The organism is Aeromonas sp. QDB03 (genome assembly GCF_027707985.1).
In the GTDB taxonomy this organism is placed as follows: domain Bacteria; phylum Pseudomonadota; class Gammaproteobacteria; order Enterobacterales; family Aeromonadaceae; genus Aeromonas; species Aeromonas hydrophila.
In genome coordinates this window covers 171,339-198,337 of record NZ_JAPCJG010000007.1, presented here as the reverse complement: position 1 = coordinate 198,337, position 26,999 = coordinate 171,339, and the positions used below count along the sequence as shown (strand labels likewise).

Annotated in this window: 24 protein-coding genes; 17 read left to right on the top strand and 7 right to left on the bottom strand. The window is 63.6% G+C overall.

Annotated elements, in window-relative coordinates:
• Positions 1-8: 8 nt before the first annotated feature.
• The 5 genes from PG900_RS17575 (at position 9) to PG900_RS17555 (ending at position 4,929) form a co-directional block, all read left to right on the top strand.
• A complete protein-coding gene (locus PG900_RS17575) occupies positions 9-1,163 on the top strand; it encodes a GGDEF domain-containing protein (RefSeq protein ID WP_017409683.1) in 1,155 nt (384 codons plus the stop codon).
• Positions 1,164-1,193: 30 nt separating this feature from the next.
• Entirely contained in the window at positions 1,194-1,457 is a 264-nt protein-coding gene (locus PG900_RS17570) for a YihD family protein (RefSeq protein WP_005306857.1), read from the top strand.
• A gap of 199 nt (positions 1,458-1,656) precedes the next feature.
• Entirely contained in the window at positions 1,657-3,105 is a 1,449-nt protein-coding gene (gene ccoG, locus PG900_RS17565) for a cytochrome c oxidase accessory protein CcoG (protein WP_270831930.1), read from the top strand.
• Positions 3,106-3,193: 88 nt separating this feature from the next.
• Entirely contained in the window at positions 3,194-4,183 is a 990-nt protein-coding gene (locus PG900_RS17560) for a serine/threonine protein kinase (RefSeq protein ID WP_043164000.1), read from the top strand.
• A 137-nt stretch (positions 4,184-4,320) separates the two neighbouring features.
• On the top strand, positions 4,321-4,929 hold the full coding sequence (locus PG900_RS17555) for a thiol:disulfide interchange protein DsbA/DsbL (RefSeq protein WP_043126077.1): 609 nt from the start codon (positions 4,321-4,323) through the stop codon (positions 4,927-4,929).
• A 75-nt stretch (positions 4,930-5,004) separates the two neighbouring features.
• Here the strand turns inward: PG900_RS17555 and pncB are convergent, their stop codons facing one another.
• Entirely contained in the window at positions 5,005-6,183 is a 1,179-nt protein-coding gene (gene pncB, locus PG900_RS17550) for a nicotinate phosphoribosyltransferase (protein ID WP_270831928.1), read from the bottom strand.
• A gap of 101 nt (positions 6,184-6,284) precedes the next feature.
• A complete protein-coding gene (locus PG900_RS17545) occupies positions 6,285-6,920 on the bottom strand; it encodes a nicotinamidase (protein WP_042067202.1) in 636 nt (211 codons plus the stop codon).
• Positions 6,921-6,995: 75 nt separating this feature from the next.
• Here PG900_RS17545 and PG900_RS17540 point away from each other — a divergent pair, with 75 nt between their 5' ends.
• On the top strand, positions 6,996-7,646 hold the full coding sequence (locus PG900_RS17540) for an NUDIX hydrolase (RefSeq protein WP_011707866.1): 651 nt from the start codon (positions 6,996-6,998) through the stop codon (positions 7,644-7,646).
• Positions 7,647-7,743: 97 nt separating this feature from the next.
• On the top strand, positions 7,744-8,229 hold the full coding sequence (locus PG900_RS17535) for a DUF523 domain-containing protein (protein ID WP_270831925.1): 486 nt from the start codon (positions 7,744-7,746) through the stop codon (positions 8,227-8,229).
• Here PG900_RS17535 and PG900_RS17530 read toward each other — a convergent pair.
• The 3 genes from PG900_RS17530 to PG900_RS17520 form a co-directional block, all read right to left on the bottom strand.
• Positions 8,175-9,131, bottom strand: coding sequence for an acyltransferase (locus PG900_RS17530; protein ID WP_045525913.1), 957 nt, complete (start codon positions 9,129-9,131; stop codon positions 8,175-8,177). The genes PG900_RS17535 and PG900_RS17530 overlap by 55 nt on opposite strands.
• Complete coding sequence (locus tag PG900_RS17525) at positions 9,125-10,039, bottom strand: acyltransferase (RefSeq protein ID WP_029302342.1); 915 nt, start codon at positions 10,037-10,039, stop codon at positions 9,125-9,127. Before PG900_RS17525 ends, PG900_RS17530 begins: the two co-directional genes overlap by 7 nt.
• Positions 10,040-10,159: 120 nt before the next feature.
• Positions 10,160-11,674: a YifB family Mg chelatase-like AAA ATPase gene (locus PG900_RS17520; RefSeq protein ID WP_270831924.1), complete on the bottom strand. Its 1,515-nt coding sequence runs from the start codon at positions 11,672-11,674 to the stop codon at positions 10,160-10,162.
• A 383-nt stretch (positions 11,675-12,057) separates the two neighbouring features.
• Between PG900_RS17520 and ilvG the strand changes: the two genes are divergently transcribed.
• From ilvG to PG900_RS17485, 7 genes are all read left to right on the top strand, one after another.
• A complete protein-coding gene (ilvG, locus tag PG900_RS17515; RefSeq protein WP_168968153.1) occupies positions 12,058-13,704 on the top strand; it encodes an acetolactate synthase 2 catalytic subunit in 1,647 nt (548 codons plus the stop codon).
• On the top strand, positions 13,701-13,952 hold the full coding sequence (gene ilvM, locus PG900_RS17510; protein WP_005306810.1) for an acetolactate synthase 2 small subunit: 252 nt from the start codon (positions 13,701-13,703) through the stop codon (positions 13,950-13,952). The genes ilvG and ilvM overlap by 4 nt, the downstream gene beginning before the upstream one ends.
• A gap of 12 nt (positions 13,953-13,964) precedes the next feature.
• On the top strand, positions 13,965-14,909 hold the full coding sequence (locus tag PG900_RS17505; RefSeq protein ID WP_242796966.1) for a branched-chain amino acid transaminase: 945 nt from the start codon (positions 13,965-13,967) through the stop codon (positions 14,907-14,909).
• 145 nt (positions 14,910-15,054) lie between these two features.
• Positions 15,055-16,896 carry a dihydroxy-acid dehydratase gene (ilvD, locus tag PG900_RS17500; RefSeq protein ID WP_103827656.1) on the top strand — a complete coding sequence of 614 codons (1,842 nt, stop codon included), beginning with the start codon at positions 15,055-15,057 and terminating at the stop codon, positions 16,894-16,896.
• Between the two features lie 3 nt (positions 16,897-16,899).
• Positions 16,900-18,420, top strand: coding sequence for a threonine ammonia-lyase, biosynthetic (gene ilvA, locus PG900_RS17495; RefSeq protein WP_029304971.1), 1,521 nt, complete (start codon positions 16,900-16,902; stop codon positions 18,418-18,420).
• A gap of 247 nt (positions 18,421-18,667) precedes the next feature.
• A complete protein-coding gene (gene ompA, locus PG900_RS17490) occupies positions 18,668-19,774 on the top strand; it encodes a porin OmpA (protein WP_270831922.1) in 1,107 nt (368 codons plus the stop codon).
• Between the two features lie 152 nt (positions 19,775-19,926).
• Positions 19,927-21,048 carry a hypothetical protein gene (locus PG900_RS17485; protein WP_270799625.1) on the top strand — a complete coding sequence of 374 codons (1,122 nt, stop codon included), beginning with the start codon at positions 19,927-19,929 and terminating at the stop codon, positions 21,046-21,048.
• A 79-nt stretch (positions 21,049-21,127) separates the two neighbouring features.
• On the opposite strand, the gene priA is transcribed toward PG900_RS17485, so the two are convergent.
• A complete protein-coding gene (gene priA, locus PG900_RS17480; protein ID WP_270831921.1) occupies positions 21,128-23,335 on the bottom strand; it encodes a primosomal protein N' in 2,208 nt (735 codons plus the stop codon).
• Positions 23,336-23,482: 147 nt separating this feature from the next.
• On the opposite strand from priA, the gene rpmE reads away from it, so the two are divergent.
• From rpmE to PG900_RS17465, 3 genes are all read left to right on the top strand, one after another.
• Positions 23,483-23,698 carry a 50S ribosomal protein L31 gene (rpmE, locus tag PG900_RS17475; protein ID WP_016352348.1) on the top strand — a complete coding sequence of 72 codons (216 nt, stop codon included), beginning with the start codon at positions 23,483-23,485 and terminating at the stop codon, positions 23,696-23,698.
• A 167-nt stretch (positions 23,699-23,865) separates the two neighbouring features.
• Complete coding sequence (locus PG900_RS17470; RefSeq protein WP_065475069.1) at positions 23,866-25,299, top strand: DUF2867 domain-containing protein; 1,434 nt, start codon at positions 23,866-23,868, stop codon at positions 25,297-25,299.
• A gap of 181 nt (positions 25,300-25,480) precedes the next feature.
• Positions 25,481-26,737, top strand: a complete 1,257-nt coding sequence (locus PG900_RS17465; protein ID WP_024945532.1) for a malic enzyme-like NAD(P)-binding protein — start codon at positions 25,481-25,483, stop codon at positions 26,735-26,737.
• Between the two features lie 76 nt (positions 26,738-26,813).
• Here the strand turns inward: PG900_RS17465 and PG900_RS17460 are convergent, their stop codons facing one another.
• Positions 26,814-26,996: a hypothetical protein gene (locus PG900_RS17460; protein ID WP_010635722.1), complete on the bottom strand. Its 183-nt coding sequence runs from the start codon at positions 26,994-26,996 to the stop codon at positions 26,814-26,816.
• Positions 26,997-26,999 lie beyond the last annotated feature (3 nt).

Below are 26,999 nucleotides of genomic sequence, written 5' to 3'. Positions count from 1 at the left end.
GTACGCAGTTGACCCAGAGTGTGACACGTCAGGTGAAGCAGGCCATCATGGCCCAGCTCTATACCCACGCCTCATTCAGCCTGCCTTGCCTGGGTCTGCTGGCGCTTGGCTGGAGCCTGCTGTTCCACGACTACCTGCCCGCCGCCGAAGCGCTCGGCTGGCTGGCCGGGGTGTTGCTGCTGCTGATCTGCCGAGGCTGGCACCTGCGCTGGCGTCAGCCCAGGCTGGCGCAGATCCCGCTGCCGGTGCTGGAGCGCGAGCTCTTCATCGGGGTGACCATCACCTCCATCATCTGGGCGCTGGGCGTGTTGCTCTACATGGACAAGCTGCCCGACACCTATCGCGCGGCCATGATGATGCTCTCCAGCCTCATTCTCACCGGCAGCGCCATCATGCTGTTCGGCAGCCGCCGCTCGCTTTACGGCGCCGTCTTGCCGCTCGGGCTGGCCATGCTGTTCGAGCTGGGGGCGGGCAACGAGCAGGAGCGGATCGTCTCCTGCATGCTGGCGGGCTACCTGTTCGTCTTCCTACCTACCCTGCTGCGCCGCCTGCGGCGGGATCAGGTGGCCTCGCTTTATCACCGTTTCTCCAACGCCGATCTGGTGGCCGAGCTGAAGGCGGTCTCCGAGCACCTCAAGCTCACCTCCCGGCTGGACGGACTGACCGGCATCGCCAACCGGGCCCACCTCGACTACTGCCTCGAGCGCGCCTGGCGTCGCTGTCACCGGGCCCGGGCGCCGCTGTCGCTGGTGCTGGTGGATGTGGACTACTTCAAGCAATTCAACGACCTGTACGGCCATCAGCTGGGGGACGAGTGCCTGCAGCAGGTGGCGGGTCTGCTGGCCGAAGTGCAGCGGCGCGAGGACGATCTCGCCGCTCGCTACGGCGGCGAGGAGTTCGCCCTGCTGCTGCCCTGTACCAGCATGCAGGGGGCGTTGCAGATCGCCGAGAACGTGCGGGTGGCGCTGAAGGATTTGAGCATTCCCCATCAGAAATCCCTGGTCTCTGGCCGGGTCAGTTGCAGCTTCGGGGTGGCGACCCTGGTGCCGGATCAGAGCCTCTCCATCAGCGAGCTGATTCAAAAAGCGGATGCGGCCCTCTACCAGGCCAAGCATAATGGGCGGGATCGTATCGAAGTAGCCTTGATGGGTAAGGTTGCCTGAGTTTCACAAGACAGATTAAAGAGGTCGTCTATGCAATGTCATCGTATCGAAGAGCTGCTGGAGTTGTTGCAGCCTGCCTGGATCAAGGAACAGGATCTCAGCCTGGTGCAGTTTGTTGCCAAACTGGCCGAGGAAGCGGGATTTGAAGGTCCTCTGTCCGAGCTGACCGACGACATGCTGATCTATCACCTCAAAATGCGAGAATCCGACAAGCAGGCGATGATCCCGGGCCTGGCCAAGGATCACGTGCCCGACTTCAAGGAAGCCCTGCTCAAGGCCCGCGGCATCAAGTAAAGATTGCTCCAGCTGGAGCCTTTGTTGGTGTTCAAAAGAATCTCACAAAAAGGCGTTTCGTCAACTGGCGATACGTCTTTTTTGTTGCTTGAAATTGCGACGCCACTCGAACATTAGATACATTTTACCCACACAATTAGCAGGCTGTTTAAGATATAATCCGCTCCATAACAATTAATGAGTGGAGCGAAGTGTTGCAATGGCCGACCAGGACAAGATCGATATCAAGGATGTCACCGGCGATGTAACGGGGACATACAACCCCAATACCTTCAAAGCGAGCGATGACAGGTTCAATCCCGGCAACCGCATCTACGTGAGGGCCCAGACCGGCTACTGGCAGCGGGTGCGCAAGGCCATGGGCTGGTTCTTCGTGGTGCTCTTCGTCGCCATTCCCTGGTTGCGCTATGACGGTCGCCAGGCCGTGCTGTTCGACATCGGTCACCAGCAGTTCCACATCTTCGGTGCCACCATCTGGCCACAGGACCTGACCCTGCTGGCCTGGATCTTCATGATCGCCGCCTTCGGGCTCTTCTTCGTGACCACCTTCCTCGGCCGGGTCTGGTGTGGCTATCTCTGCCCGCAGACGGTGTGGACCTTCATGTTCATCTGGTTCGAAGAGAAGCTGGAAGGGGCGGCCAACAAGCGCCGCAAGCTGGATGCCTCGCCCTGGAACGCCGAGAAGCTGGCCCGCAAGGGGGCCAAACATCTGGCCTGGATCCTGCTGTCGCTGGGTACCGGCCTCACCTTCGTCGCCTACTTCCAGGATGTGTTCCAGCTGGTGCCGGACTTCTTTACCCTGCAGGCCAGCGGCTGGGTCATCTTCTGGGTGGTGCTGTTCGCCGCCTGTACCTACGGCAACGCCGGCTGGATGCGCGCCATCATGTGCATTCACATGTGCCCGTATGCTCGCTTCCAGTCCGCCATGTTCGACAAGGACACCTTCATCGTCGGCTATGACGCCAAGCGCGGTGAGACCCGTGGCGCCCGTGCCCGCAAGGCCGATCCCAAGGCGCTGGGGCTGGGGGACTGCATCGACTGCGACCTCTGCGTGCAGGTCTGCCCGACCGGCATCGATATCCGCGACGGCCTGCAGTACGAGTGCATCAACTGCGGTGCCTGCGTCGATGCCTGCGATCAGACCATGGAGCGGATGGGCTATCCGAAGGGGCTCATCAGCTACACCACCGAGCACAAGCTGGCCAACGACTCCACCCACGTGGCGCGGCCCAAGCTGATTGGTTACGGCCTGGTGATGGCGGTGATGCTGGGGGTGTTCGTCTACAACGCCATGTCCATCATGCCGATGGGGCTCGATATCCTGCGGGATCGCAACCAGCTGTTCCGCGAGAACAGTGAGGGGCTCATCGAGAACACCTATACCCTCAAGATCCTCAACAAGACCCTGTATCCCCAGACCTATCAGCTGGATGTGGAGGGGTTGCCGGAGCACGAATGGTTCGGCCCGCGCGAGGTGACCTTGAAGGCGGGCGAGATCTTCACCCTGCCGGTGAGCGTGGCGGTCGACCCCTTCAATCTGAAGAAGCCGACCCTGGACATCCGCTTCGTGCTCAAACGCGAAGGGACGGCCGCAGACGACAGCAAGGGAATCCTGCGCCAGCCAAGCAAGTTCATCAGCCGGCTGTGACCGCCACCATGGCCGGTTTTAGCCGGTCATCGGGCGCGGCAATGATAAGCAGTAGTGATAGAATGGGGCGCAACGGCGCCCCTTTCTCATGGTGGATGACATGCGTTTCAACTATTCCGACCTCAATCCCGATCTCATCATGGATGCGCTGGACCTCAGCGGCCTGCGTATCGACTCCGGTCTCATCGAACTCAACAGCTACGAAAACCGGGTCTACCAGTTTCAGGATGAAGATCGTCGCCGCTACGTGGTGAAGTTCTATCGTCCCGGTCGCTGGAGCCGGGCCCAGATCCTCGAAGAGCACGACTTTGCCGCCCGCCTCAATGAGGCGGAGATCCCGGTTGCCGCCCCCATCGCCTTTGCCGGTGAGACCCTGCTGGAGCATCAGGGCTACCCCTTCGCCATCTGGCAGAGCGTGGGGGGCCGCCAGTTCGAGGTGGACAACCTCGACCAGCTGGAGTGGGTGGGGCGCTACCTCGGCCGCATCCACCAGATAGGTGCCAGCCGCCCCTTCCACCACAGAGTCCGGCTCGATGTGGAAAGCATGCTGCACGAGCCGCGTCAGCTGCTGGCGTCCGGCGAGTGGCTGCCGAGCGGGCTGGCCAAGTCCTTCTTCGGGGTGCTGGACGAGCTGATCAAGCATGTCAGTGACGCCATGACCCTGGACGTGGCCCGGATCTCCCTGCATGGCGACTGCCACCCGGGCAACATTCTCTGGCGCGATGGCCCGATGTTCGTCGATCTCGATGACTGTCGCAGCGGCCCCGCCATCCAGGATCTCTGGATGATGCTGAGCGGCGAGCGGCACGAGCAGCTGATCCAGCTCGATACCCTGCTGGCGGGCTATGAAGAATTCATGGAGTTCGACCCGCGCGAGCTGGCGCTGATCGAGCCGCTGCGGGCCATGCGCATCGTCCACTACATGGCCTGGCTGGCCCGGCGCTGGGAAGACCCCGCCTTCCCGCGCCACTTCCCCTGGTTCAACACCGATCACTACTGGCGCCAGCAGATAGCGACCCTGCACGACCAGCTGGAAGCGCTCAAGGCACCGCCCCTGACGCTGACGCCTGGCTGGTGATGAGGGAAAGAGAGCGGGCGGCGGACGGGACTCGCGTACCCTGCTTGACCATTGACTGCGCAGTGGTGACGCAATAGGCTTGGCACTGCTTCGGTTCGCCGGGCGTGCCTCACAGTGATCCCTTAACAGGAAACGTCATGAAAAAAGTACTATTTTTCCTTGCTGCCATGCTGATGATCCCCATGGTTCACGCCGCCCCCGAATTCAAGGAAGGCGTCAACTACGATGTGGTCAAACAGACCGGTAGCGCCCAACCGGAAGTGCTGGAGTTCTTCTCCTACTACTGCCCCCACTGCGCCAAGTTCGAGCCGATTGCCGAGGATCTGAAGAAGAACCTGCCGGAAGGCGTGCCGATGAAGAAAAACCCGGTGGCCTTCCTGGGCCGCGAGATGGGTCCGGAGATGCAGCGTGCCTACGCCGTTGCCAGCCTGCTGAACGTTGAAGGCAAGCTGACCCCGGCCATCTTCGACAAGATCCACACCCAGCGTCAGTACCCGCAGAGCCGTACCGACGTGAAGCAGATCTTCGTGGACAACGGCGTGCCGGCCGAGGAGTTCGACGGTGCCGTCGACAGCTTCGCCGTCTCCGGCATGGTCTCCCAGTTTGACCGCAACACCGAGAGCTACAATATCCGCGGTGTGCCGGCCTTCCTGGTCAACGGCAAGTACATGGTGAAGATCGAATCCATTACTTCCCAGGAACAGTTCAACCAGCTGGTGAAATTCCTGCTGGCCAAGAAAGACTGATCCCGTCAGACCCGATGAAAAAAGCCCGCCGGTGCAAACCGGCGGGCTTTTTGTTTGCCATCAGATTGGCCCAAGTCAGACCCCGACGTGGAACGCCTGCTTGAGGTTGCGGATGAAGTCTGCATCACGGCACAGGGTCTTGCCGGGGCTGTCGGAGATCTTGGCGACCGGGCCGCCGTTGCACTCCATCAGCTTGAACACGATGTTCATCGGGCTGACGCCGGGCAGATCGCAGGTGAGCTTGGTGCCGATGCCGAAGCTGGTGTTGATGCGACCGCGGAAGTGACGGAACAACTCGACCGCCTTGTCGAGGTTGAGGCCATCGGAGAACACCAGCGTCTTCTCGGTGGGGTCGATGCCGAGCCGCTGATAGTGGCTGATGGCCTTCTCGCCCCACACCACGGGATCGCCGGAGTCGTGGCGCAAGCCCTGGTAGCGGCTGGCCAGCTCGAAGTCGAAGTCGCGCAGGAAGGCATCCATGGTGATGCAGTCGGTGAGCGCGATGCCGAGGTGGTTGGTGAACTCATCGAGCCAGCTGGTGAGGGCGGCCCGCTGGCTGTGCTCGAGCGGGAAGCCGAGCTGCTGGTGGGCCTGGAACCACTCGTGGGCCTGGGTACCCACCGCCGGCAGGCCGTACTTCTGGGCCAGCAGGTAGTTGCTGGTGCCGCGAAACGCCGGCAGCCGCTCCTTGAGGCGACCCACCACCGTATCTTGCACCGCGAGGGAGAAACGGCGTCGGGTGCCGAAGTCGATGAGGTTGAACTCGCTCATCTCTTCCCGGCTCAGCTCCCGCTCCAGCTTGTCGATCTTCTGATCGAGCCGCTCCAGCGCCTGAGTGACGCCGAACTGGGGGTAGCGGAAGCGGTTGCGCATCTCGCTGATGATGGCGAGCACCGGGATCTCCCACAGGATCACGTCCTGCCAGGGGCCCTCGACCCGCACGTTGATGCGACCGTCTTGCTCGAACACCTTGAGCAGGGAGGCATCCAGCGGCTTGCGGCGCAGGTGGTCGAGGTAATCGGCGGTAAAGAAGGGACGCTCAGCCAGGAAGTTGAGCTCGGGCCTGGTCAGTCGCAGCGAGCCGGCGAGATGCAGCTGCTCCTCGATCTGGCCCATCATGGGCAGCAGATCCTCTTCGTTGCGGCTGTGGAACTCGGCCACCACCTCGGCATCCGGATAGCGATGAAACACCGCCTGCTGCATGTGCAGCTTGTAAGCATCGGTATCGAGCAGGCTGTTGAGTATGGGTGGCATATCAGACTCCCCGCAGGCGGGTGAACGCAAGAGCGCTCCCCTGCCGCTTTTGTAGATTGCAGACGCCGGTATTGGGCAGGCTGATGAGAATGAGGGGCATATCAGACGTCCAGCAGGCGTTGTACATCGATCAGGCTCTGGGCTAGTTCGGCGCCGGCCTCGATCATCTGGGTGTGGGCGCTGGCAACCGTCTCGGGAGCGATGCCACGACAGGCATCGAGATGGACGATCACCCGGAAGCCGGCGCGGCGCAGCTGCAGCACACTGGTCTTGACGCAGTAGTCGGTGGCGAGGCCGCCGGCCAGCACGGTAGTGACGCCGCGGGCTTGCAGAAACTCGATGAGTCCGGTGCTGCGGCGCTCGGCCAGATCGTGGAAGCAGGTGCCGTAGGGGTGCAGATCCGGCTCGACCCCCTTCCAGACGAAGAAGTCGTAATCGACCGGGGCAGGCAGGCCGTCGAGCAGTTCGAAGCCGCGGGTACCCGGCACGCAGTGCACCGGCCAGGTGAGGTCGGCGTTGGGCAGGTCCAGCGGCAGCAACATGCCGGCGGGATCGCTGACGGCCCAGGCGGCGTTGGCGGGATGCGAATCCTTGCTGCCGATCCGCAGGCTGGCGAGGGTGGCCTGAGCGTTGAGCGCAGCCACAATATCATCCCCGCCCGCGACGGGCAGTTCGTTCGGGCAGAGGGGGGTAAAGCCCTTCTGCGCATCAATATCCAGGCTGGCGACGGTTCCCATTGAGTGGCTCCTGCACATACTATTCGTGTGATATTATCTACCAAACATTAATCGAAGGCGAGCAGGGCGATCGGCATGTTGAGAATGAGTCTGGATATGGTGGTGCTGCGGTTGAACGAGGAGCGGCTCGAGCTGCTGCTTGAGACCCGCGATCGCCCACCCTTTGCCCACTGCTGGCAACTGCCGGCGCTGCGCATCGACGAGACCCGGGATCGGGATCTGGACGCGGCTCGCCATCGCCTGCTGACCGAGTGGGGGCTGGGCCACTGCTATAGCGAGCAGGTCTGCACCCTCGGTAATCTGGAGCGGGATCCCCGTGGCTGGTCCACCACCCTGGTCTATCTCTGCCTGGTGGACTCCGAGGTCGAAGCCGTGCACGGCTGCTGGCACCCGCTCTGTGACCTGCCGGGGCTCAGTCTCGCCTTCGACCACACCCAGCTGATTGCCCGGGGGCTGGAGCGGCTGCGGATCAAGAGCCGCTACAGCACCTTGCCGCTGCAACTGCTGGGGGCCGAGTTCACCCTCTCCGAGGTGCAACGGGCTTTCGAAATCATCCTGCAGACGCCGATGAACACGGCGGCATTTCGCAAGCGGATCCATCGCGCCGGCATCCTGCTGGATACCGGCCGCAAGCGTACCGGCAAGCAGCGCCCCGCCATCCTCTACCGGATGGAGAGCCCCTGCTGCGTGATGTTCGATCAGGTGATGAACGGAGCGGAAGCATGAGCGCATCCCCTGTTCGTGTGCTGGTAAGCGCCTGCCTGCTGGGTCCATGTTCGTTGCGCGACGAGGGCCCAGGTTTTAGCCAGCGGGGGAGCAAAGCATGAGTGAGACCCGCGTGCACAAGGTGCTGGTCAGCGCCTGTTTGCTGGGTCAGCCGGTGCGCTACGACGGTCAGAGCAAGGGCATTGTCAGCGACTGGCTGCGCGAGCTGGGGGCTGAAGGACGAGCGCTGGCGTTTTGCCCCGAGGTAGCGGGCGGCCTGCCGACCCCGCGCCCACCTGCCGAACGGCAGGGTGAGCGGGTGGTGACAGAGGGTGGACTGGATGTGACGGCAGAGTTCGATCACGGCGCTCGGCTGGCGCTGGCACTCTGCCAGGCTCAGGGCATTCGCTTCGCCCTGCTGAAGGAGGGGAGCCCCTCCTGCGGCAGCGGCCGCATCTACAACGGCCGCTTCGAGGGTGTCTCTGTGGCGGGCGAGGGCATGACCACGGCCCTATTGCGCCGCCACGGCATCCGGGTGTTCAGCGAGGATCAGCTGCCCGAGCTGGCCTCGGCGCTCGCCTTGGCTGCCTGCGGCTCGGCCTGAGCCGCCGCATCGGCTGCCTGCCACTGCGCCAGCACGGTGTCCTTCTCCTGCCAGCGCTGGTTCAGCCACTGTTGGAAGCCGCGTTTGAACTGCTTGTCGTTGAAGTAATCCCCCACCAGCTGCTCATCCACCGGCAGCTCCTCGATCCGTACCCGGATGCGCTTCATCCGCCCCATCAGGAAATCCTTGAAGGGGGTCTCGGGGTTGTCCGGGTAGCTGATGGTGACGTTGATCAGGCTGTCGAACTGCTCTCCCATGGCCGCCAGGGTGAAGGCCAGCCCGGCCGCCTTGGGCGACATCAGGTGCTGGTAACGAGAGCGGGAGGCGTCGCGCTTCGCCTCGGTGAAGCGGGTCCCCTCCACGAAGTTGATGACGGTGGTGGGGATGTGGCGAAACTTCTCGCAGGCGTTGCGGGTGGTCTCGATGTCCTTGCCCCGTAGATGCGGGTTCCTCAGCAAAAACTCCCGTGAGTAGCGACGCATAAAGGGCATGTCGAGCCCCCAGCAGGCCAGCCCCAGCAGCGGTATGTAGATGAGCTCGTGCTTCATGAAGAACTTGGGCACCGGCAGCCGGTCGCGAAACAGGTGGCCCAGCACCACGATATCGGTCCAGCTCATGTGGTTGCTGACGATCAGATACCAGCCATCCTTGCGCAGCCGGGTGTCATCCTCCACCTGCCAGTCGATGCGGGTAGTGAGGCGGATCACCAGGGCGTTGCAGGCCAGCCACAGGCGCATGAAACGGTTGTTGAGGCGACTGCAGGCACGGCCAAAGGCCGGGATCGGCAGCAGCAGCTTGGCCAGTGACACCAGCAGGATCAGGCTGGCGCACAGGGCGGTAAACAGTATGGTCAGACCGGCGCTGATGAGCAGCACCAGCGGACCCGGGAGCAGGGTTAGCATGGCGTCGTTGAGGGCGTCTTGTCCGCCAGCAGCTGATCCAGGGTCTGGTCTTTCTCGTGCCAGATCCCGTTCAGCCACTGTTGAAACTCTTGTTGGAACTCGGGGTCATTGAAGTAATCCCCCACCAGATTGCGTTCGATCGGCAAAAAGCGGACTCGAACCTTGATCTCCTTGACCCGACCGCACATGAAGTCCCAGTAACTGGGGATGCCGTCCGGATAGGCGATGGTCACATCCACCAGCTTGTGCAGCTGATCCCCCATGGCCGCCAGGGTGAAGGCGATGCCGCCAGCCCGCGGGTGCAGCAGGTGGCGATAGGGTGCTGCCTGTTTGTCGTGTTTGCGGGCGGTGAAGCGGGTGCCCTCCACGAAGTTCATCACACTGACCGGAATATGGCGGAACTTGGCACAGGCCTGGCGCGTGGTCTCTATGTCTTTTCCCTTCAGATGCGGCTTCTTTTCCAGCAACTTGCGCGAATATCGCCGCATGAAGGGGAAATCCAGCGCCCACCAGGCCAGGCCGAGAAAAGGTACCCAAATCAGTTCTTTCTTGAGGAAAAACTTCAGGAAGGGGATTTTTTGATTAAAAATCCGCTGCAGTACCAGTATGTCGACCCAGGATTGATGGTTGGCAATCACCATATACCACTCATTCCGGCGCCCTTTGTCCACTCCGACCACATCGAAAGGGGTTCTGATGATGGTTTTCTGGATCAGGTTGTTGAAACCAATCCAGCAGCCGGCACTGCCATCCAGCAGCGCGTTGCAGAGGGTGCGCCAGCCCTTGAGAGGCAGCAACAGCTTGAGCAGGCCCAGCGTGAGGATGGGGATAAACCAGAACAGGGTGTTGAGAAAATAGAGCAGGGTCGAGAGGCTGCCGCGCAGTCGCTCAATCAGCTTGTTGGGCATGAGTTGGGTCCGTCTTGCTGTCGATAAGGGGCCATCAAGTGGTCAGATCTGTGGCCATAATATCAGCCGATGGCCCGCGAGACCATGCGAGGGGCCATCGCGGTCGCTTCCTGCCCTGTATCAGCCGCTGCGCAGCCGTGACAACAGCCGATCCATGGCCCGGTAGCCGAGCGCCTCGATCAGGTGTTCCTTCTCGATGGCCTGCCGTCCTGCCAGATCGGCTATGGTGCGCGACACCCGCAGGATGCGGTGCCAGGCCCGGATGCTGAGCCCCAGCTTCTGGATGGCGTTCTCCAGAAACTCGGCATCCTGCGGCGATAGGCGGCAAATTTCTTCGATTTGACGGCTATCAAGCAGGTTGTTGAGCTTGCCGTTGCGGCTCAGCATGCGCTCCCGTGCCGCCAGCACCCGCTCGCGGATCTGCTGGCTCGACTCCCCCCGCTCCGCCTTGCCGGTCAGGCTGCCCTTGGGCAGCAGCGGTACCTCCACCGTCAGGTCGAAGCGGTCGAGAAAGGGGCCGGAGAGCTTGCCGAGGTAGCGCAGGATCTGATCCGGGCTGGAGCGGGTCTGGCCATCGCCATAGTGGCCGCAAGGGCTGGGGTTCATGGCGCCGACCAGCTGGAAGCGGGCGGGAAAATCCACCTGGCGGGCGGCCCGGCTGATGGTGATATGGCCGGTCTCCAGCGGCTCGCGCAGGGAGTCGAGCACCTTACGCTCGAACTCGGGCAGCTCGTCGAGAAACAGCACCCCGTTGTGGGCCAACGAAATTTCACCGGGCCGCGGGTGACTGCCACCCCCCACCAGCGCCACGGCCGAGGCGCTGTGGTGCGGCGTGCGATAGGGCCTGTGATGCCAGTGACCGGCGCGCGGGGTGAGGCCGCCGATGGAGTGGATGGCGGCGGTCTGCTGCGCCTCCTGTTCGCTCAGTGGCGGCAAGATGCCGGGCAGACGGCTCGCCAGCATGCTCTTGCCGGTGCCGGGCGGGCCGATGAACAGCAGGTTGTGGCTGCCGGCGGCGGCGATCTCCAGCGCCCGCTTGGCCTGAGACTGGCCGATCACATCCTGCAGGTCCGGCACATCGGGCAGGGCATCCGTGGTCTGGGGATCCGGCAGCGGCAGCTCGTACTGGCCCGCCAGCCAGGCGGTGACGGCCAGCAGCTGATGAGCGGTGCGCACTTCGGCGTCCTGAATGAGGGAGGCTTCCGGGCCGTTCTCTCGCGGTACCAGCAGGGTGCGACCCGCATCGCGGCAGGCGAGCACGGCGGGCAGCACCCCGAGCACGGGACGGATCTCGCCGGTCAGGGCCAATTCGCCTAAAAATTCGTGATCGAGCAGATATTTTGCCGGTATCTGCTTGGAAGCGGCGAGAATGCCGATGGCGATGGCCAGATCGAAGCGGCCCCCCTCCTTGGGCAGATCGGCGGGAGCCAGATTGACCGTGATGTGTTTGCTCGGGAACTCGAAATTGCCGTTGAGCAGGGCGCTGCGCACCCGATCCCGCGACTCCTTCACCGAGGTTTCCGGCAGGCCCACCATGTTGAAGGCGGGCAGCCCGTTGGATAAATGGACTTCCACCGTCACTTGCGGGGCCGCAACACCTAAGCTGGCACGGCTATAAACCACAGCTAATGACATAAATCCCGTCCTTGGTTTGATGTATGTGCTGGTTAACCGTTTTTTATTAGTTTTTTGTTCCAATCGACGCGTTCGGACTCAGTCAAAATCAGAGTCTTGTCAGGCAAAAAACGCTTGCCCAATAAAAATCACCGTGCTAGTTCTAATAGCCATTCGCGGTAAAAACCGCCCAACTTCACAGGATTTCCGGTTGTAACTATGAACATGGCCTCCCGTTTCGTCAGCATTATTGTGGTCCTAGTGGTGATTATTATCTCACCGCTCGGGGCTCGTTTAGCTGCACGGAACAAGGGATAGACCCACCACCGGACAGAACGAAACAAGCGACCCCCGAGCCTCACAGCTCGGGGGTTTTTTTTCGACCAAAGGACAGGATTTTGCAGATGAACGGCGCGCAGTTTTTGGTACAGGCTCTCAAACAACAGGGTGTGACTCAGGTGTTTGGTTACCCGGGCGGGGCCATCATGCCGGTCTACGATGCCCTGTATGACGGTGGCCTGGCCCATCAGCTCTGCCGCCATGAGCAGGGTGCCGCCATGGCGGCGGTAGGTTATGCCCGCGCTTCCGGTCAGGTGGGGGTCTGCATCGCCACCTCCGGCCCCGGCGCCACCAACCTGGTAACTGGCCTCGCGGAGGCGCTGCTCGATTCGGTGCCGCTGGTGGCCATCAGCGGTCAGGTGCCCTGTGCCGCCGTCGGGACCGATGCGTTTCAGGAGGTCGACGTGCTCGGCATGTCTCTCTCCTGCACCAAGCACTCCTTCATGGTGACCGATGTGGCCGATCTGCCGCGGGTCATCACCGAGGCCTTCGCCATCGCCAGTGAAGGGCGCCCAGGCCCGGTGCTGATCGACCTGCCCAAGGATGTGCAACTGGCCGCGGTGCCTGCCCAGAGCCCGCTGTTTGCGGTGGCAGAGCCCGAGCATCTGAGCCAGGCCGAACTGACGGCCGCCCGCACCCTGCTGGCCTCCGCCGAGCGCCCGGTGCTCTACGTCGGTGGCGGGGTGGGCATGGCCAATGCCGAGCAGCAGCTGCGCGATTTTGCCGCCGCCACCGGTATGCCTGCGGTCACCACCCTCAAGGGGATAGGAGCGCTCGACCCCGACAGCCCCGTTTATCTCGGCATGCTCGGCATGCACGGCACCAAGGCCGCCAACTACGCGGTGCAGCAGTGCGACCTGTTGCTGGTGGTGGGCGCCCGTTTCGACGATAGGGTGACCGGCAAGCTGGAGGAGTTCGCCCCCGAAGCCAAGGTGATCCACCTCGATGTGGATGCCGCCGAGTTCGGCAAGCGCCGCGCCGCCGAGGTGGGCATCACTCAGGATCTCAAACAGGTGCTGCCGCGCCTCGCCATGTCCCTCTCCATCGACCCATGGCGTGAGCATTGCGCGAACATGGCCCGCGAGTATGCCTTTCGCTACGACCACCCCGGTCAGCCCATCTATGCCCCGGCGCTGCTCAAGCAGCTCTCTGCCAGGTTGCCGGAGACCAGCGTGGTGGCCTGCGACGTGGGTCAGCACCAGATGTGGGTGGCCCAGCACATGCGCTTCACCAGTCCGCGCAACCACCTCTCCAGCGCCGGTCTCGGCACCATGGGCTTCGGCCTGCCGGCCGCCATCGGCGCCAAGATGTCGCGCCCCGAAGATGAAGTGGTGCTGGTGAGCGGTGATGGCTCCTTCATGATGAACGTGCAGGAGCTCGGCACCATCCGCCGGGCCCAGCTCAAGGTGAAGATGGTGCTGCTGGACAACCAGCGCCTCGGCATGGTGCGCCAGTGGCAGGAGCTGTTCTTCGACGGCCGCTACAGCGAGACCATCCTCTCCGACAACCCCGATTTCATCGCCCTGGCTGCCGCCTTCGGCATCCCCGGCGAAACCATCACATGCAAGGATCAGATAGCCGGCGCCCTCGATCGCCTGCTGGCCAGCGAGAGTGCCTACCTGCTGCATGTGGCCATTTCAGAGGAAGAAAACGTCTGGCCCCTGGTTCCGCCAGGAGTCGCCAACCACCAGATGATGGAGCAACGCCCATGAGTCAGTTCAATACCTTGCAAATCCATGCCCAGCCCAGACCCGAAGTGATGGAGCGGGTGCTGCGGGTGGTTCGTCACCGCGGTTTCAACCTCTGCGCCCTCAACATGGAGCAGGATTGCCAACAACTGCGGATCACGGTTACTGTCGAGTCGGTGCGTCCTATCCAGCAGTTGTGGAGCCAGTTGGTGAAGCTGGTGGACGTTTCCCGGGTCGATGCACTGGAACAGCAACCCCGGATCAGAGCTTAAGGAGCCAAGCCAATGTCACAGCCTTCCCAATCCACCACTCACCCGCAATACATCTGGTTCAACGGCAAACTGGTGCCCTGGCAGGATGCCCAGGTGCACGTGATGAGCCACGCCCTGCATTACGGCTCCTCGGTGTTCGAAGGGGTGCGCGCCTACGATACCCCCAAGGGCACCTGCATCTTCCGTCTGCAGGAGCACACCCGCCGCCTGTTCGACTCCGCCAAGATCTACTGGATGGACGTTCCCTACAGCGAGGCCGACGTGAATGAAGCCTGCCGCACCGTGGTGCGCGAGAACGGCCTGAAGAGCGGCTATCTGCGCCCGCTGGCCTTTGTCGGCAACGTGGGGCTGGGGCTGCATCCGCCGCTGGATGCCAAGGCCGACCTGATGGTAGCCGCTCTGCCCTGGGGCGCCTATCTGGGGGAGGAGGGGCTGAAAAACGGGGTGGATGTCTGTGTCACCTCCTGGAACCGGCTCGCTCCCAACACCATTCCCACCGGCGCCAAGGCCGGCGGCAACTATCTCTCCTCCCAGCTGATCAGCCGGGAGGCCAAGCGCAACGGCTTCGCCGAGGGGTTGGCTCTGGATGTGAACGGCTATCTGAGCGAAGGGGCGGGGGAGAACCTGTTCCTAGTGAAGAACGGTGTGCTGTTCACCCCGCCCGCTACCGCCGCCATCCTGCCCGGCATCACCCGCGACACCATCATGACGCTGGCCCGCGATCTGGGTTATGAGGTGCGCGAGCAGGCGCTGCCCCGCGAGGCGCTCTATGTGGCAGACGAAATCTTCATGACCGGCACGGCCGCCGAGGTGACCCCGGTGCGCTCCGTCGATCGGATGAAGGTGGGCGCTGGCTGCCGCGGCCCGGTGACCGAGCAGCTGCAAAACGCCTTCTTCGGCCTGTTCAACGGTCAGACCGAAGACAAGTGGGGCTGGCTGACGCCAGTCAACGACTGATGAGAGAGGGGAGGCGCTGTGCCTCCCCGAGTCGCTTCCGGTGAGGGCACTGCGCTGTGCCCTCACCAGGATCGATTCCCGATCCGAGAGTCACTTTTTCATTTCCAAAGATAATGAGCCCGCTGGGCATTCAGGGAGTAGAGACATGCCGAAGTTGAGATCCGCCACCACCACCCACGGACGTAACATGGCCGGGGCCCGCGCCCTGTGGCGTGCCACCGGAATGACCGATCAGGATTTCGGCAAGCCCATCATCGCCGTGGTCAACTCCTTCACCCAGTTCGTGCCGGGTCACGTCCACCTCAAGGATCTGGGTCAGCTGGTGGCGCGAGAGATTGAAGCCGCCGGCGGCGTCGCCAAGGAGTTCAACACCATCGCCGTGGATGACGGCATCGCCATGGGCCACGGCGGCATGCTCTACTCCCTGCCGTCCCGCGAGCTTATCGCCGACTCGGTGGAGTACATGGTCAACGCCCACTGCGCCGACGCCATGGTCTGCATCTCCAACTGCGACAAGATCACCCCGGGGATGCTGATGGCCGCCCTGCGCATCAACATCCCGGTGATCTTCGTCTCCGGCGGCCCGATGGAAGCGGGCAAGACCAAGCTCTCCGACCAGATCATCAAGCTGGATCTGGTGGACGCCATGATCCAGGGCGCCGACCCCAAGGTTTCCGACGCCCAGAGCGAACAGGTGGAACGCAGCGCCTGCCCCACCTGCGGCTCCTGCTCCGGCATGTTTACCGCCAACTCCATGAACTGTCTGACCGAGGCGCTGGGTCTCTCCCAGCCGGGCAACGGCTCGCTGCTGGCGACCCACAGCGACCGCGAGCAGCTGTTCAAGCTGGCGGGCCAGCGTATCGTGACCCTGGCCAAGCGCTGGTATGAGCAGGAGGATGCCTCGGCGCTGCCGCGCAACATCGCCACCAAGGCGGCGTTCGAGAATGCCATGGCGCTCGACATTGCCATGGGCGGCTCCACCAATACCGTGCTGCACCTGCTGGCGGCGGCCCAGGAGGCGGGCGTCGACTTCACCATGGCCGACATCGACCGCATGTCGCGCAAGGTACCGCAGCTGTGCAAGGTGGCGCCTTCTACCCAGAAATACCATATGGAAGATGTGCACCGCGCCGGCGGCGTGGTCGCCATCCTGGGCCAGCTGGAAAAAGCGGGCCTAGTGCACGGGGATACCCGCAACGTGCTGGGCACCTCGCTGGTGGAGCTGCTGGCCGAATACGACGTCAGCCGCCAGCCCAGCCAGGAGGTGGTGGACTTCTACCGCGCCGGGCCTGCCGGTATCCGCACCACCAAGGCGTTCAGTCAGGATTGCCGCTGGCCCGAGCTGGATCTGGACAGAGCCGAAGGCTGCATACGCTCGCTGGACAACGCCTACAGCCTGGAAGGGGGCCTGGCCGTGCTCGCCGGCAACCTGGCGCTGAACGGTGCCATCGTCAAGACCGCCGGGGTGGATGAGGAGAACCTCACCTTCCGTGGCCCGGCCCGGGTATTCGAGAGCCAGGACACGGCGGTCGCCGGCATTCTGGATGGCACCGTCAAGGCCGGCGAAGTGGTGGTGATCCGCTACGAAGGGCCGAAAGGGGGCCCCGGCATGCAGGAGATGCTCTATCCCACCACCTATCTGAAATCCATGGGACTCGGCAAGGCGTGCGCCCTCATCACCGACGGCCGCTTCTCCGGCGGCACCTCGGGCCTTTCCATCGGCCACGTCTCGCCGGAGGCGGCCTCCGGTGGCACTATCGGTCTGGTGGAGGATGGCGACATCATCAACATCGACATCCCGGCCCGCAGCATGGTGCTGGAGGTGGCCGACAGCGTGCTGGCTGCCCGCCGCGTTGCCGTGGAAGCCCGTGGCTGGAAGCCGCTCGATCGTCAGCGTCAGGTCTCCTTTGCCCTGCGCGCCTACGCCATGTTCGCCACCAGTGCCGACAAGGGTGCGGTGCGCGATCGTTCGATGCTGGGGGAATAAACCATGGTCTCTGCGGCGGATTATCTACGCAAGGTGTTGCTCTCTCCCGTCTATGAGGCGGCGCGAGTCACCCCCCTGCAAACCCTGAAGAAGCTCTCCGAGCGGCTCGGCAATCACGTCAGCCTGAAGCGGGAGGATCTGCAACCGGTCCACTCCTTCAAGCTGCGCGGCGCCTACCACAAGATCGCCACCCTGACCGAGGAGCAGAAGGAGCGCGGCGTCATCGCCGCCTCCGCCGGCAACCACGCCCAGGGGGTCGCCCTGTCGGCCGCCAAGCTCGGCATCAAGGCGATCATCGTGATGCCCAAGACCACGCCGGACATCAAGATCGACGCGGTGCGCCGGCAGGGCGGCAACGTCATGCTGTTTGGCAACAGCTTCGACGAGGCCTATGGCGAGAGTCGCCGCCTCGCCGAGTTGGAGGGCTACACCCTGATCCCGCCGTTTGACGACGTCGAGGTGATCGCCGGCCAGGGCACCATCGGCAAGGAGCTGCTGGAGCAGGATACCCACCTCACCCACGTCTTCGTACCGGTGGGCGGCGGCGGGTTGGCTGCCGGGGTGGCGGTCTACATCAAACAGCTGCTGCCGGATGTGAAGGTGATCGGGGTGGAAGCGGAGGGCTCCGCCTGCCTCAAGGCCGCGCTGGCGGCCGGTGAGCCGGTCAATCTGGAGCGGGTCTCGCTGTTTGCGGACGGGGTGGCGGTCAAGCGCATCGGCGAGGAGACCTTCCGGCTGTGCAATCAGTATCTGGACGAGGTGGTGACCGTCTCCAACGACCAGATCTGCGCCGCGCTGAAAGACATCTTCGACGACTGCCGCGCCATCGCCGAGCCATCGGGAGCCCTGTCGCTGGCCGGCCTCAAGGCCTACAGCGAGCGGGAGCAGGTGAAAGGGGGGCGGATGGCGGCCATTCTCTCCGGCGCCAACGTCAACTTCCACAGCCTGCGTTACGTGTCGGAGCGCTGCGAGATCGGCGAGAAGCGCGAGGGCATGTTGGCGGTGACCATCCCCGAGCGCAAGGGGGCCTTCCTCGACTTCTGCCGTCAGCTTGGGCCGCGCATGGTGACCGAGTTCAACTACCGCTATGCGGATGCCGAGCAGGCTTCCCTGTTCGTCTCGGTGCGCCTCACCGGCGGTGACGAGGAGCTGGGTCAGATCATCGATCAGCTCGGCGGCAATGGCTATCCGGTGGTCAACATGACCGAGAGCGAGCTGGCCAAGAACCACGTGCGCTACATGATTGGCGGCCGCCCGGCCCGGCCCCTTGGTGAACGTCTCTACAGCTTCAAGTTTCCGGAGCAGCCTGGCGCCCTGATGCGCTTTCTGGAGACCCTGGGTTGCCGCTGGAACATCAGCCTGTTCCACTACCGCAACCACGGTGCCGACTATGGCCGGGTGCTCTGCGCCTTCGAGCTGCCGGACGAGGACGTGGCCGCCTTCCACGACTACCTGCACGAGATTGGCTACGGCTGGAAAGAGGTGAGCGACGATCCCGCCTACCGGCTGTTTCTGGCCAGTTAGGTGCGTTGCAAGCAGTAAGAGGGAGGCCATTGGCCTCCCTTTTTCATGGCGCTGGCCGGCACATCCGCGGATACCCCCTGCATGGGGCGTTTTCCTGCCGGGAATGCCGGGTGCTTCACACTCTTGAGTCCCAAGTCATTTGAGGCTGGCAACAGATGGGATAACCTGATGGACGGGGCCGGGTTTGCCCCATCAGGGAAGAGAGGCGCAAGAGCGCCCATCACGACTCATTGCAGAGGCTTTCACCATGAACAAATCGATACTTGCCGTGCTGGTCAGCGGCCTGCTCGTCAGCGGGGCCGTGCAGGCTGCCGCTCAGGACAACACCTGGTACGTCGGCGGCAAGGCCGGCTGGTCCAAGTTCTTCGACGTGGATCAGAAGCAGGTCGTCTCCGACACCCTGGGGGCACTGCAGAACACCAGTACCAGCAAGGATACGCTCGGGCTGGGCGCCTTTGCCGGCTATCAGCTCAACCCCAACCTGGGCTTCGAATTCGGCTATGACTGGTTCGGCAAGTACACCTCGTCCGGCGAATTGAGCGGGGTGAGGGTAGAAGGAGAAGCCAAGAGCCAGATGATCCAGACCACCATGAAGATAGGGTTCCCGGTCAACGATGCGCTGGATCTCTACGGCCGGCTCGGCGGCGGCTACGCCTGGACCAACAGCGAATTGTCGGCCCAGACGGCCACCGACTTCATCAAGGATACCGGCAACAAGCATGGCGCCGTGTTCGTCGGGGCGCTGGGGACTGAATACGCCATCGACCGTGACTGGGCCGCCCGCCTCGAATACCAGTACACCACCCCGCTCGGGGATACCTCCCTCGATCGTTCCGGCATCGAGATGGACAACGGCATGCTGGCGTTTGCCATGCTCTATCGCTTCGGCCAGCAGGGTGGCGAAGTGGCGGCGCCTGCTCCGGCCCCGGCTGCGGCGCCGGCTCCCGCCGTGGTGGTGGTGCCCAAGACCTTCAGCCTGAGCTCGGACGTACTGTTCGAGTTCAACAAGGCGACCCTGAAGCCGGCTGCCAGCCAGGCGCTCGACAACCTGTTCAGCCAGATAGTGGCGGCCAATCCGAAAGACGGGGTGGCGACCGTGATCGGCCACACCGATCGCATCGGCTCTGACGCCTACAACCAGGCGCTCTCCGAGCAGCGCGCCCGCAGCGTCGCCGACTACCTGATCGCCAAGGGACTGTTTGCCGACAAGGTGCGGGTCGAGGGGCGCGGCAAGTCCTCTCCGATCACCGGCAACAACTGCAGCAGCGGCTCCAAACCGGCGCTGATCGCCTGTCTGGCACCGGATCGGCGAGTGGAAGTGCGGCTGGAAGGGGTCTCCCAACCGGCGCAATGACCACGGTGGCAGCATGAACGACAAGGGAGGCTTAGGCTTCCCTTTTCATTGCCGCCAGCGGGGGCGGTTATGTGCAGATGCCGATGCCGCAGCCTCCTGATATAGCCAATCGGTGTTAAGCCTACCCCGGCAGCTGGTCGATAACTGACCAGATGTATGGCGCCGAGGGCGAAGATATGCGCATCGATCACTACGACCTCCAGGGGGAGGTGCAATACCAGCAGCAACAGGCGCAGTCCCGCAAGGTGCGCCGGCTCGGCCCCGTGCCGGCTGCCAGCCAGGTGCAGTCCCCTGCCACGGTGCCGGCGGACTCGACGCCTGCGGCAGGCAGCAGCCAGCTCACCTTCACCCGCAGCAGCCTGCTGACGCTGCAGATGGTCAGCCGTACTGCTGCCGGCCCGGTGCCAGCGGCCCCCACACCGGCACCCGCCAAGCCTGCCGAGGCCGGCAAGGGCGAGCAGGATGGCATTCCCAACGACGGGCTCGACAACCGCCAGCGGCTCATCAAGCTGATGATCGAGGCGATGCTGGGCCACGAGATAGAGTTGCCGGATCCGATCAAACCGGCCGACCAGAGCGCGGAGGGAGTACCCGCGCCGACGGGTGAGGGGACTCAGTCCGCCGCCGAGCCGGATCAGTTGGTGGAGGTGACCGACAGCCTGCTGCAAAAAGAGCAGCTCAACGTGGTGGCGGCGGCAAACGTGCAGACCCAGGATGGCCAGACCCTGCAGCTGGATCTGGGTTTTGTGCTGGACTGGCGCCAGCTCGACATCAGCCAGCGCCGTACCACCCTCAATGCCCTCAAGGATCCGCTGGTGCTCAGCCTGGACGGCAAGATAGCCGGCCTGACCGACGCCCGGGTCAATTTCGACATCGATCAGGATGGCAAGGCGGACAGCCTGCCCGGCCTGAGTGAGGGGAGCGGCTTCGTGGCGCTGGATCGCAACGGCAACGGTACCATAGATGATGGCGGCGAGCTGTTCGGGGCCCGCTCCGGCAACGGTTTTGGCGAGCTGGCGACCCTGGATGAGGATGGGAACGGGGTGCTGGACGAGCGGGACAGCCAGTTCTCGGCGCTGCAGTTCTGGCAACCGGAACAGTCTCCTATTGCCCTGGTGGAGCTGGGGATCGGCGCCATCCTGTTGCATCCTCTCGAGACCCCCTTCAACCATCTGGGGGAAAGCGGCAATCAAGGGGTGCTGCGCCAGTCCGGTCTCTATGTGACCGAGCAGGGCAAGGGAGGCTGGGTGCAGCAGGTCGACCTGCGGGTCTGACCCCCGCACCCGCATGGCAAACCCGGTCGCTGACGCCGCACGTCGGCGGCCGTTTCACCCTCTGCGACCAGAACCTGACTCAATTCAGCTCGGTGGGGTCGATGTCGAGGCTCCAGCGCACCCGTTTGGTCTCGGGCCACCCCTCCAGCTCCTTCACCGCCCAATCCAGCAACTGGGCCAGTGGCGCCCGGTTCGGCCCCTGCACCAGCAACTGCATGCGAAACTTGCCCGCCTTGCGCTCCATGAAGCCGCTGATGGGCCCCAGCACCTGAACATGGGGATAACGGGCGCTGCGCAGGGTATCGGCGAGGCGGCTGAGGAACAGCTGCACCTCGTCGCGGCCGTTGGCCTCGGCCCGAAACAGCCCCTGATAGCTGAACGGTGGCAGCCCCAGCAGGCGGCGCTCTTTCAGCGCCGTGTCGGCGAAGTGGCCATAGCCGTTCTGGGTCAGATCCTGCAGCAGGGCGTGCTCCGGATGGTGGCTCTGTAGCACCACCAACCCCGGCTTGCTGGCGCGGCCGGCGCGGCCCGCCACCTGGGTGTAGAGCTGGGCCAGCTTCTCGGCTGCGCGAAAATCGGCGCTGAACAGGGCGCCATCCACATCCAGCAGCCCCACCAACGTCACATCCGGGAAGTGGTGGCCCTTGGCCAGCATCTGGGTACCGATCAGGATCTTGTACTTGCCCGCCTTGATGTCGCCGAGGTGGGTTTCCAACTCCCCCTTGCGACGGGTGTTGTCCCGATCGATGCGCACCACCGGATATTGCGGGAACACGGTGCTAAGCAGCTGCTCCAGCTGTTCGGTGCCAACGCCGGAGCCGATTAGTTCGTTGCTGCCGCACTCGGGGCAGTGGTGGGGAAGGGGTCGGACGCTGTCGCAGTGGTGGCAGTGCAGCCGCCGCCCGGCCTGATGCCAAGTGTACCAGGCGTCACAGCGCTCGCAGGCGGCGCTCCAGCCGCATTGGTGGCAAATCAGAGCCGGGGCATAGCCACGGCGGTTGAGAAACAGCATCACCTGATTGCCCGCCGCCAGATGTTCCGCCATCAGCTGCTCCAGCTGGGGGGAGAGCCCGGCCTGCAGCCGCACATTCTTGATGTCCAGGATCACCTGACGAGCAGTCTGGGCGTTACCGGCGCGGCGAGTGAGCGTGAGGTGGTGATACTTGCCGCTGCGGGCGTTGTGCAGCGTCTCCAGCGACGGGGTAGCCGAGCCAAGCAAAATGGGGATACCGGCACGATGAGCCCGCATCACCGCCAGATCCCGCGCGTGGTAGCGAAAACCGTCCTGCTGCTTGAAGGAGCCGTCGTGCTCCTCGTCGATGATGATGATGCCGAGGTTGTGAAACGGGGTGAACACCGCGGAGCGGGTGCCGATCAGGATGGCGGCACCGCCGTCGCGGCAGGCGAGCCAGGCGTCGAGCCGCTCCCGGTCGTTCATGGCGGAGTTCATCGCTACCACCGGCACGTTGAAGCGGCGCCGGAAGCGGTTGATGGTCTGCGGAGTGAGGCCGATCTCGGGCACCATCACCAGTGCCTGCTTGCCTGCCTTGAGCAGGGGCTCGAGGATGCTCAGATAAACCTCGGTCTTGCCGGAGCCGGTGATGCCATCCAGCAGGAAGGCACCAAACTGGTCGCTCTGGCTGGTGACGGCGGAGACCGCCAGCGCCTGCTCGCCGTTGAGGCGCAGCCCCTCACCCGGCTCGAAGCGGGCGACCCAGTCGCCGTCATGGCTCGGCTCCAGCGAGCGCTTCTCCAGCAGTCCCTTCTTCTCCAGCGCGGTGAGGGCGGCGCTCGAAATCTCCTCCTGCTTGAGGGCGGAGGGGGTCTGCGGCCCCTTGCGCAGCAGGGCGAGGGCCTGCTGCTGTTTGGCGGCCCGCTTGAGCTCGTTGAGATCGATCGCCATGCCGGCCTCGGTGGCGAACCAGAATTCCAGTTCGCGATAGGCGGCGGGCTCCCCCTTGCGCACCAGCACCGGCAGGGCGTGGGGCAGCACCTCCCCCAATGGATGCTGGTAGTAGCTGGCGCTCCAGTTCATCAGCGCCAGAATGTCGGGCCCCAGCACGGGGGCGCTATCAAGCACGCGTTTGAGCGGCTTGAGCTTGTTGCGCGGCACCTGGCTGTCGACGGGGTGATCCACCACCAGCCCGACCAGGGTTTGCGGGCCGAACGGGATCTCGACCCGGCAGCCGGGAGCAGGCAAAGGTAAGGGGGAGAGATAGTCAAAGTGACGGCGTAACGGCACCGGCACAGCCACACGAACCAGATCCAGCGTTTGGGAAGAATTCACCAGAGATTGCCTATTTTTTCTGCGAAGCCACTTGCCTGAACTCAGGCATTTCCTATATTATTCGCAGCCTTTGAAACTGTGTTCAACAATCGTGTGGTGTCCGACAGAAGATCGGATAGCGACACGGCCTGATAATTGAGGTTGTCCATGAAAGCTGGTATCCATCCTGACTACGTAGCCATCACCGCCAAGTGCTCTTGCGGTAACGTCATCAACACCTTCTCTACCCTGGGTAAAGATCTGAACCTGGACGTGTGCTCCGAGTGCCACCCGTTCTATACCGGCAAGCAGAAAGAAGTTTCTAGCGGCGGCCGCGTAGACAAGTTCAACAAGCGTTTCGGTGCGATGACCACCAAGAAGTAATTCTACTTCTGAAGAATTCTGAAAAAGGCGCCCGATGGGCGCCTTTTTTATTGGTCGGCGTTCTGTAACGGCCCGCTTTGCCCTATGGTGGGACTCTCCTTTCTCCCTTTGCGGGAGCAGGGGTGGAGATGAGGGGCGGTAACATGGGCAAGACAGGGAGTGTGCAGATGCGTGATTGTCTGGTGATGGGGGCGGCGGGCTACATAGGTTCTTACCTGGTACCCCATCTGCAAGAACTGGGTTATCGGGTGATTGCCGGGGCGCGGCGCCCCTGCCGTCTGCCGCCCGGGGTAGAGTTTCGCCTTGCCGACAGCCTCAAGCCGATCACATTGCTGCCCGCCCTGGCCGGCATCGACACCGTCTTCTATCTGGTGCACGCCATGGGGGCGGGGGCCGACTTCCACCGGCTGGAGCAGCAGGGGGTGAAGAACTTCGCCGCCGCCGCCCGCGCCGCCGGGGTGCGTCGCATCATCTATCTGGGCGCCATCCAGCCGGCGCAGTGCAACAGCCGTCACCTCAACTCCCGCCGTTATTGCGGCGAGCTGTTTCGGAGCGCCGGCGTGCCGACGGTGGAGCTGCGCGCCGGCATCATAGTGGGGCCCGGCTCAGCGGCGTTTGAGGTGATGCGGGATCTGGTGTTCAACCTGCCGATGATGGTGACGCCCAAGTGGGTGCGCTCGCGCACGCCGCCCATTGCGCTCTCCAACCTGCTGCACTATCTGGGCGGACTGGTGGAGGCCGACGGGGTGGATGGCCAGATCTTCAACGCCGCCGGTCCCGAGCTGCTCAGCTATCAGCAGCAGTTGCAGAAGTTCGCCGCCCACATCGGCAAGCGCTGCCCCATCATCCCGCTGCCGTTTCTCAGCCCGCGCCTCTCCGCCTGGTGGCTGCAGTTTGTCACCTCGGTGCCGCAGCCGGTGGCCAAGGCGCTGGTGGGTGGCCTCAAGCACGACATCCCGGCCGACGACGGCCCGCTGCGGGCCCTGCTGCCGCAAACCCTGCTCAGCTTCGACGAGGCGCTGGCCGAGAGCCTCTCTCTGGAGCAGCGGCTGGGCGCCGAGCAGCAGGGGGAGGAGACCCCGCTCGGCCTGCGCTGGCGCCATCCCGAGTACGGCTTCTATGATCGCACCGCCAGCGGCGATGCCATCTGCCTCGCCTCGCCCGAGGTGGTGTGGCAGGTGCTGCAGCAGCTGGGGGGCGAGCAGCGCTACTTCTACATGAACCAGCTGTGGGTGGTGCGCGAATGGATGGACCACCTGATCGGCGGCCCGGCGCTGACCCGCGGTCGCACCAATCCGGATCGCTTCGTGAAGGGGGACATGCTGGACTCCTGGCAGATCCTCGGAGTGGACGAGGGGCGCAGGCTGGATCTGCTGTTCAACATGCGGGCCCCCGGCGTCGGCCGGCTGGAGTTCAACATACTGCCGGAGGAGTCGGGGCTGACCCGGCTCAAGGTGACGGCCCACTGGCATCCACAGGGGGCCTGGGGACTGGCCTACTGGCTCGCCATGCTGCCGTTCCACCTCTTCATCTTCCAGGGCATGACGGAGGCGATCGCCAGACAGGCGGAGGCGAAAGCCGGCATTCCGGTGATGGGGTGAAACCATATCTATAACTAAATGGGTATTATTGGTTGGCATGACATGCTAATTACTGGCTTGTCAGTGGCTGGGTGACGATACTTTCCTCTGTGAAAGCCCGATGGTTTTCTTTATGATCCCCAGCCCTCGCCCGTGGGCGAGCCAATGCACCACTCAATTCACTACCGTATCGGGGTCACCCATGTCCGATCAGCGTCACGATCTTCGTCAACAAGCACTCGATTACCACGCCCAGCCCGTGCCGGGCAAAATCGCCATCGCCCTCACCAAGCCCGCCGAGACCGCCCGCGATCTGGCGCTGGCCTACAGCCCGGGCGTCGCCGAGCCGGTACGCGAGATCGCCGCCAACCCGGCTGATGCCTACCGCTACACCGGCAAGGGCAACCTGGTGGCCGTCATCTCCAACGGCACCGCCATCCTGGGGCTGGGCAATCTGGGTCCGCTGGCCTCCAAGCCGGTGATGGAGGGCAAGGCCCTGCTGTTCAAGCGCTTTGCCGGCATCGACGCCATCGACATCGAAGTGAAGCACGAGACCAGCGCCCAGTTCATCGACACGGTCGCCGCCATCGCCGACACCTTCGGCGGTATCAACCTGGAAGACATCAAGGCCCCCGAGTGCTTCGAGATCGAGCAGGCGCTGATCGAGCGCTGCGACATCCCGGTGTTCCACGATGATCAGCACGGTACTGCCATCGTCACCGCCGCCGGCCTGCTCAACGCGCTGGAAGTGCAGGGCAAGCAGATTGGCGACAGCCGCATCGTCTGCATGGGCGCCGGGGCTGCCGCCACCGCCTGCATGGAGCTGCTGATCAAGTGTGGTGCCAAGCCCCACAACATCTTCATGCTGGATCGTCAGGGCGTCATCCACAGCGGTCGCACCGATCTCAACCAGTACAAGCAGCGCTTCGCCAATGACACCCCCCTGCGCACCCTGATGGAGGTGATCGACGGGGCGGACGTGTTCGTCGGTGTCTCTGGCCCGGATGTGCTGCCTGCCGAAGCGGTGGCGCTGATGGCGCCCAACCCGGTGATCTTCGCCTGCTCCAACCCGGACCCCGAGATCAAGCCGGCGCTGGCTCACGCAGTGCGCAAGGATCTCATCATGGGCACGGGTCGTTCCGACTACCCGAACCAGATCAACAACGTGCTCTGCTTCCCCTTCATCTTCCGCGGCGCCCTCGACGCCCGTGCCAGCCGCATCAACGATGCCATGAAGATCGCCGCAGTCGAGGCGATCCGTGGTCTGGCCAAGGAGCCGGTACCGGCCGAGGTGCTGACCGCCGCCGGCGTCAGCGAGCTGGCCTTCGGCAAGGACTACGTCATTCCCAAGCCGATGGATGCCCGTCTGCTGCCGCGCGTCGCCCGTGCCGTGGCACTGGCAGCGGTGGAGTCCGGGGTGGCCCGCATCGCCCTGCCAGCGGATTACATGCTGGGCTGAGCCAAGGCAAGCGCGCAGAAAACAGAAGGGGCCCCATGTCGGGGCCCCTTTTTATTACGGGAAGCTTGTTGGTCGATTACTTGGTCTTGGGAGCAACCTTGACGGCCGGCGCCTTGGCGTGGGCAGCCTTGTGGTGTTTTTTCACGACCTTGGTCTGGGTAGCCTGGGGAGCGGCAGCCTTGGTCGGGGTGGCAGCCATGGTGAAGCCGGAGGTCAGGGCGAAGACAGCAGCCAGGCTCAGGGGGATCAGCTTGTTCATATT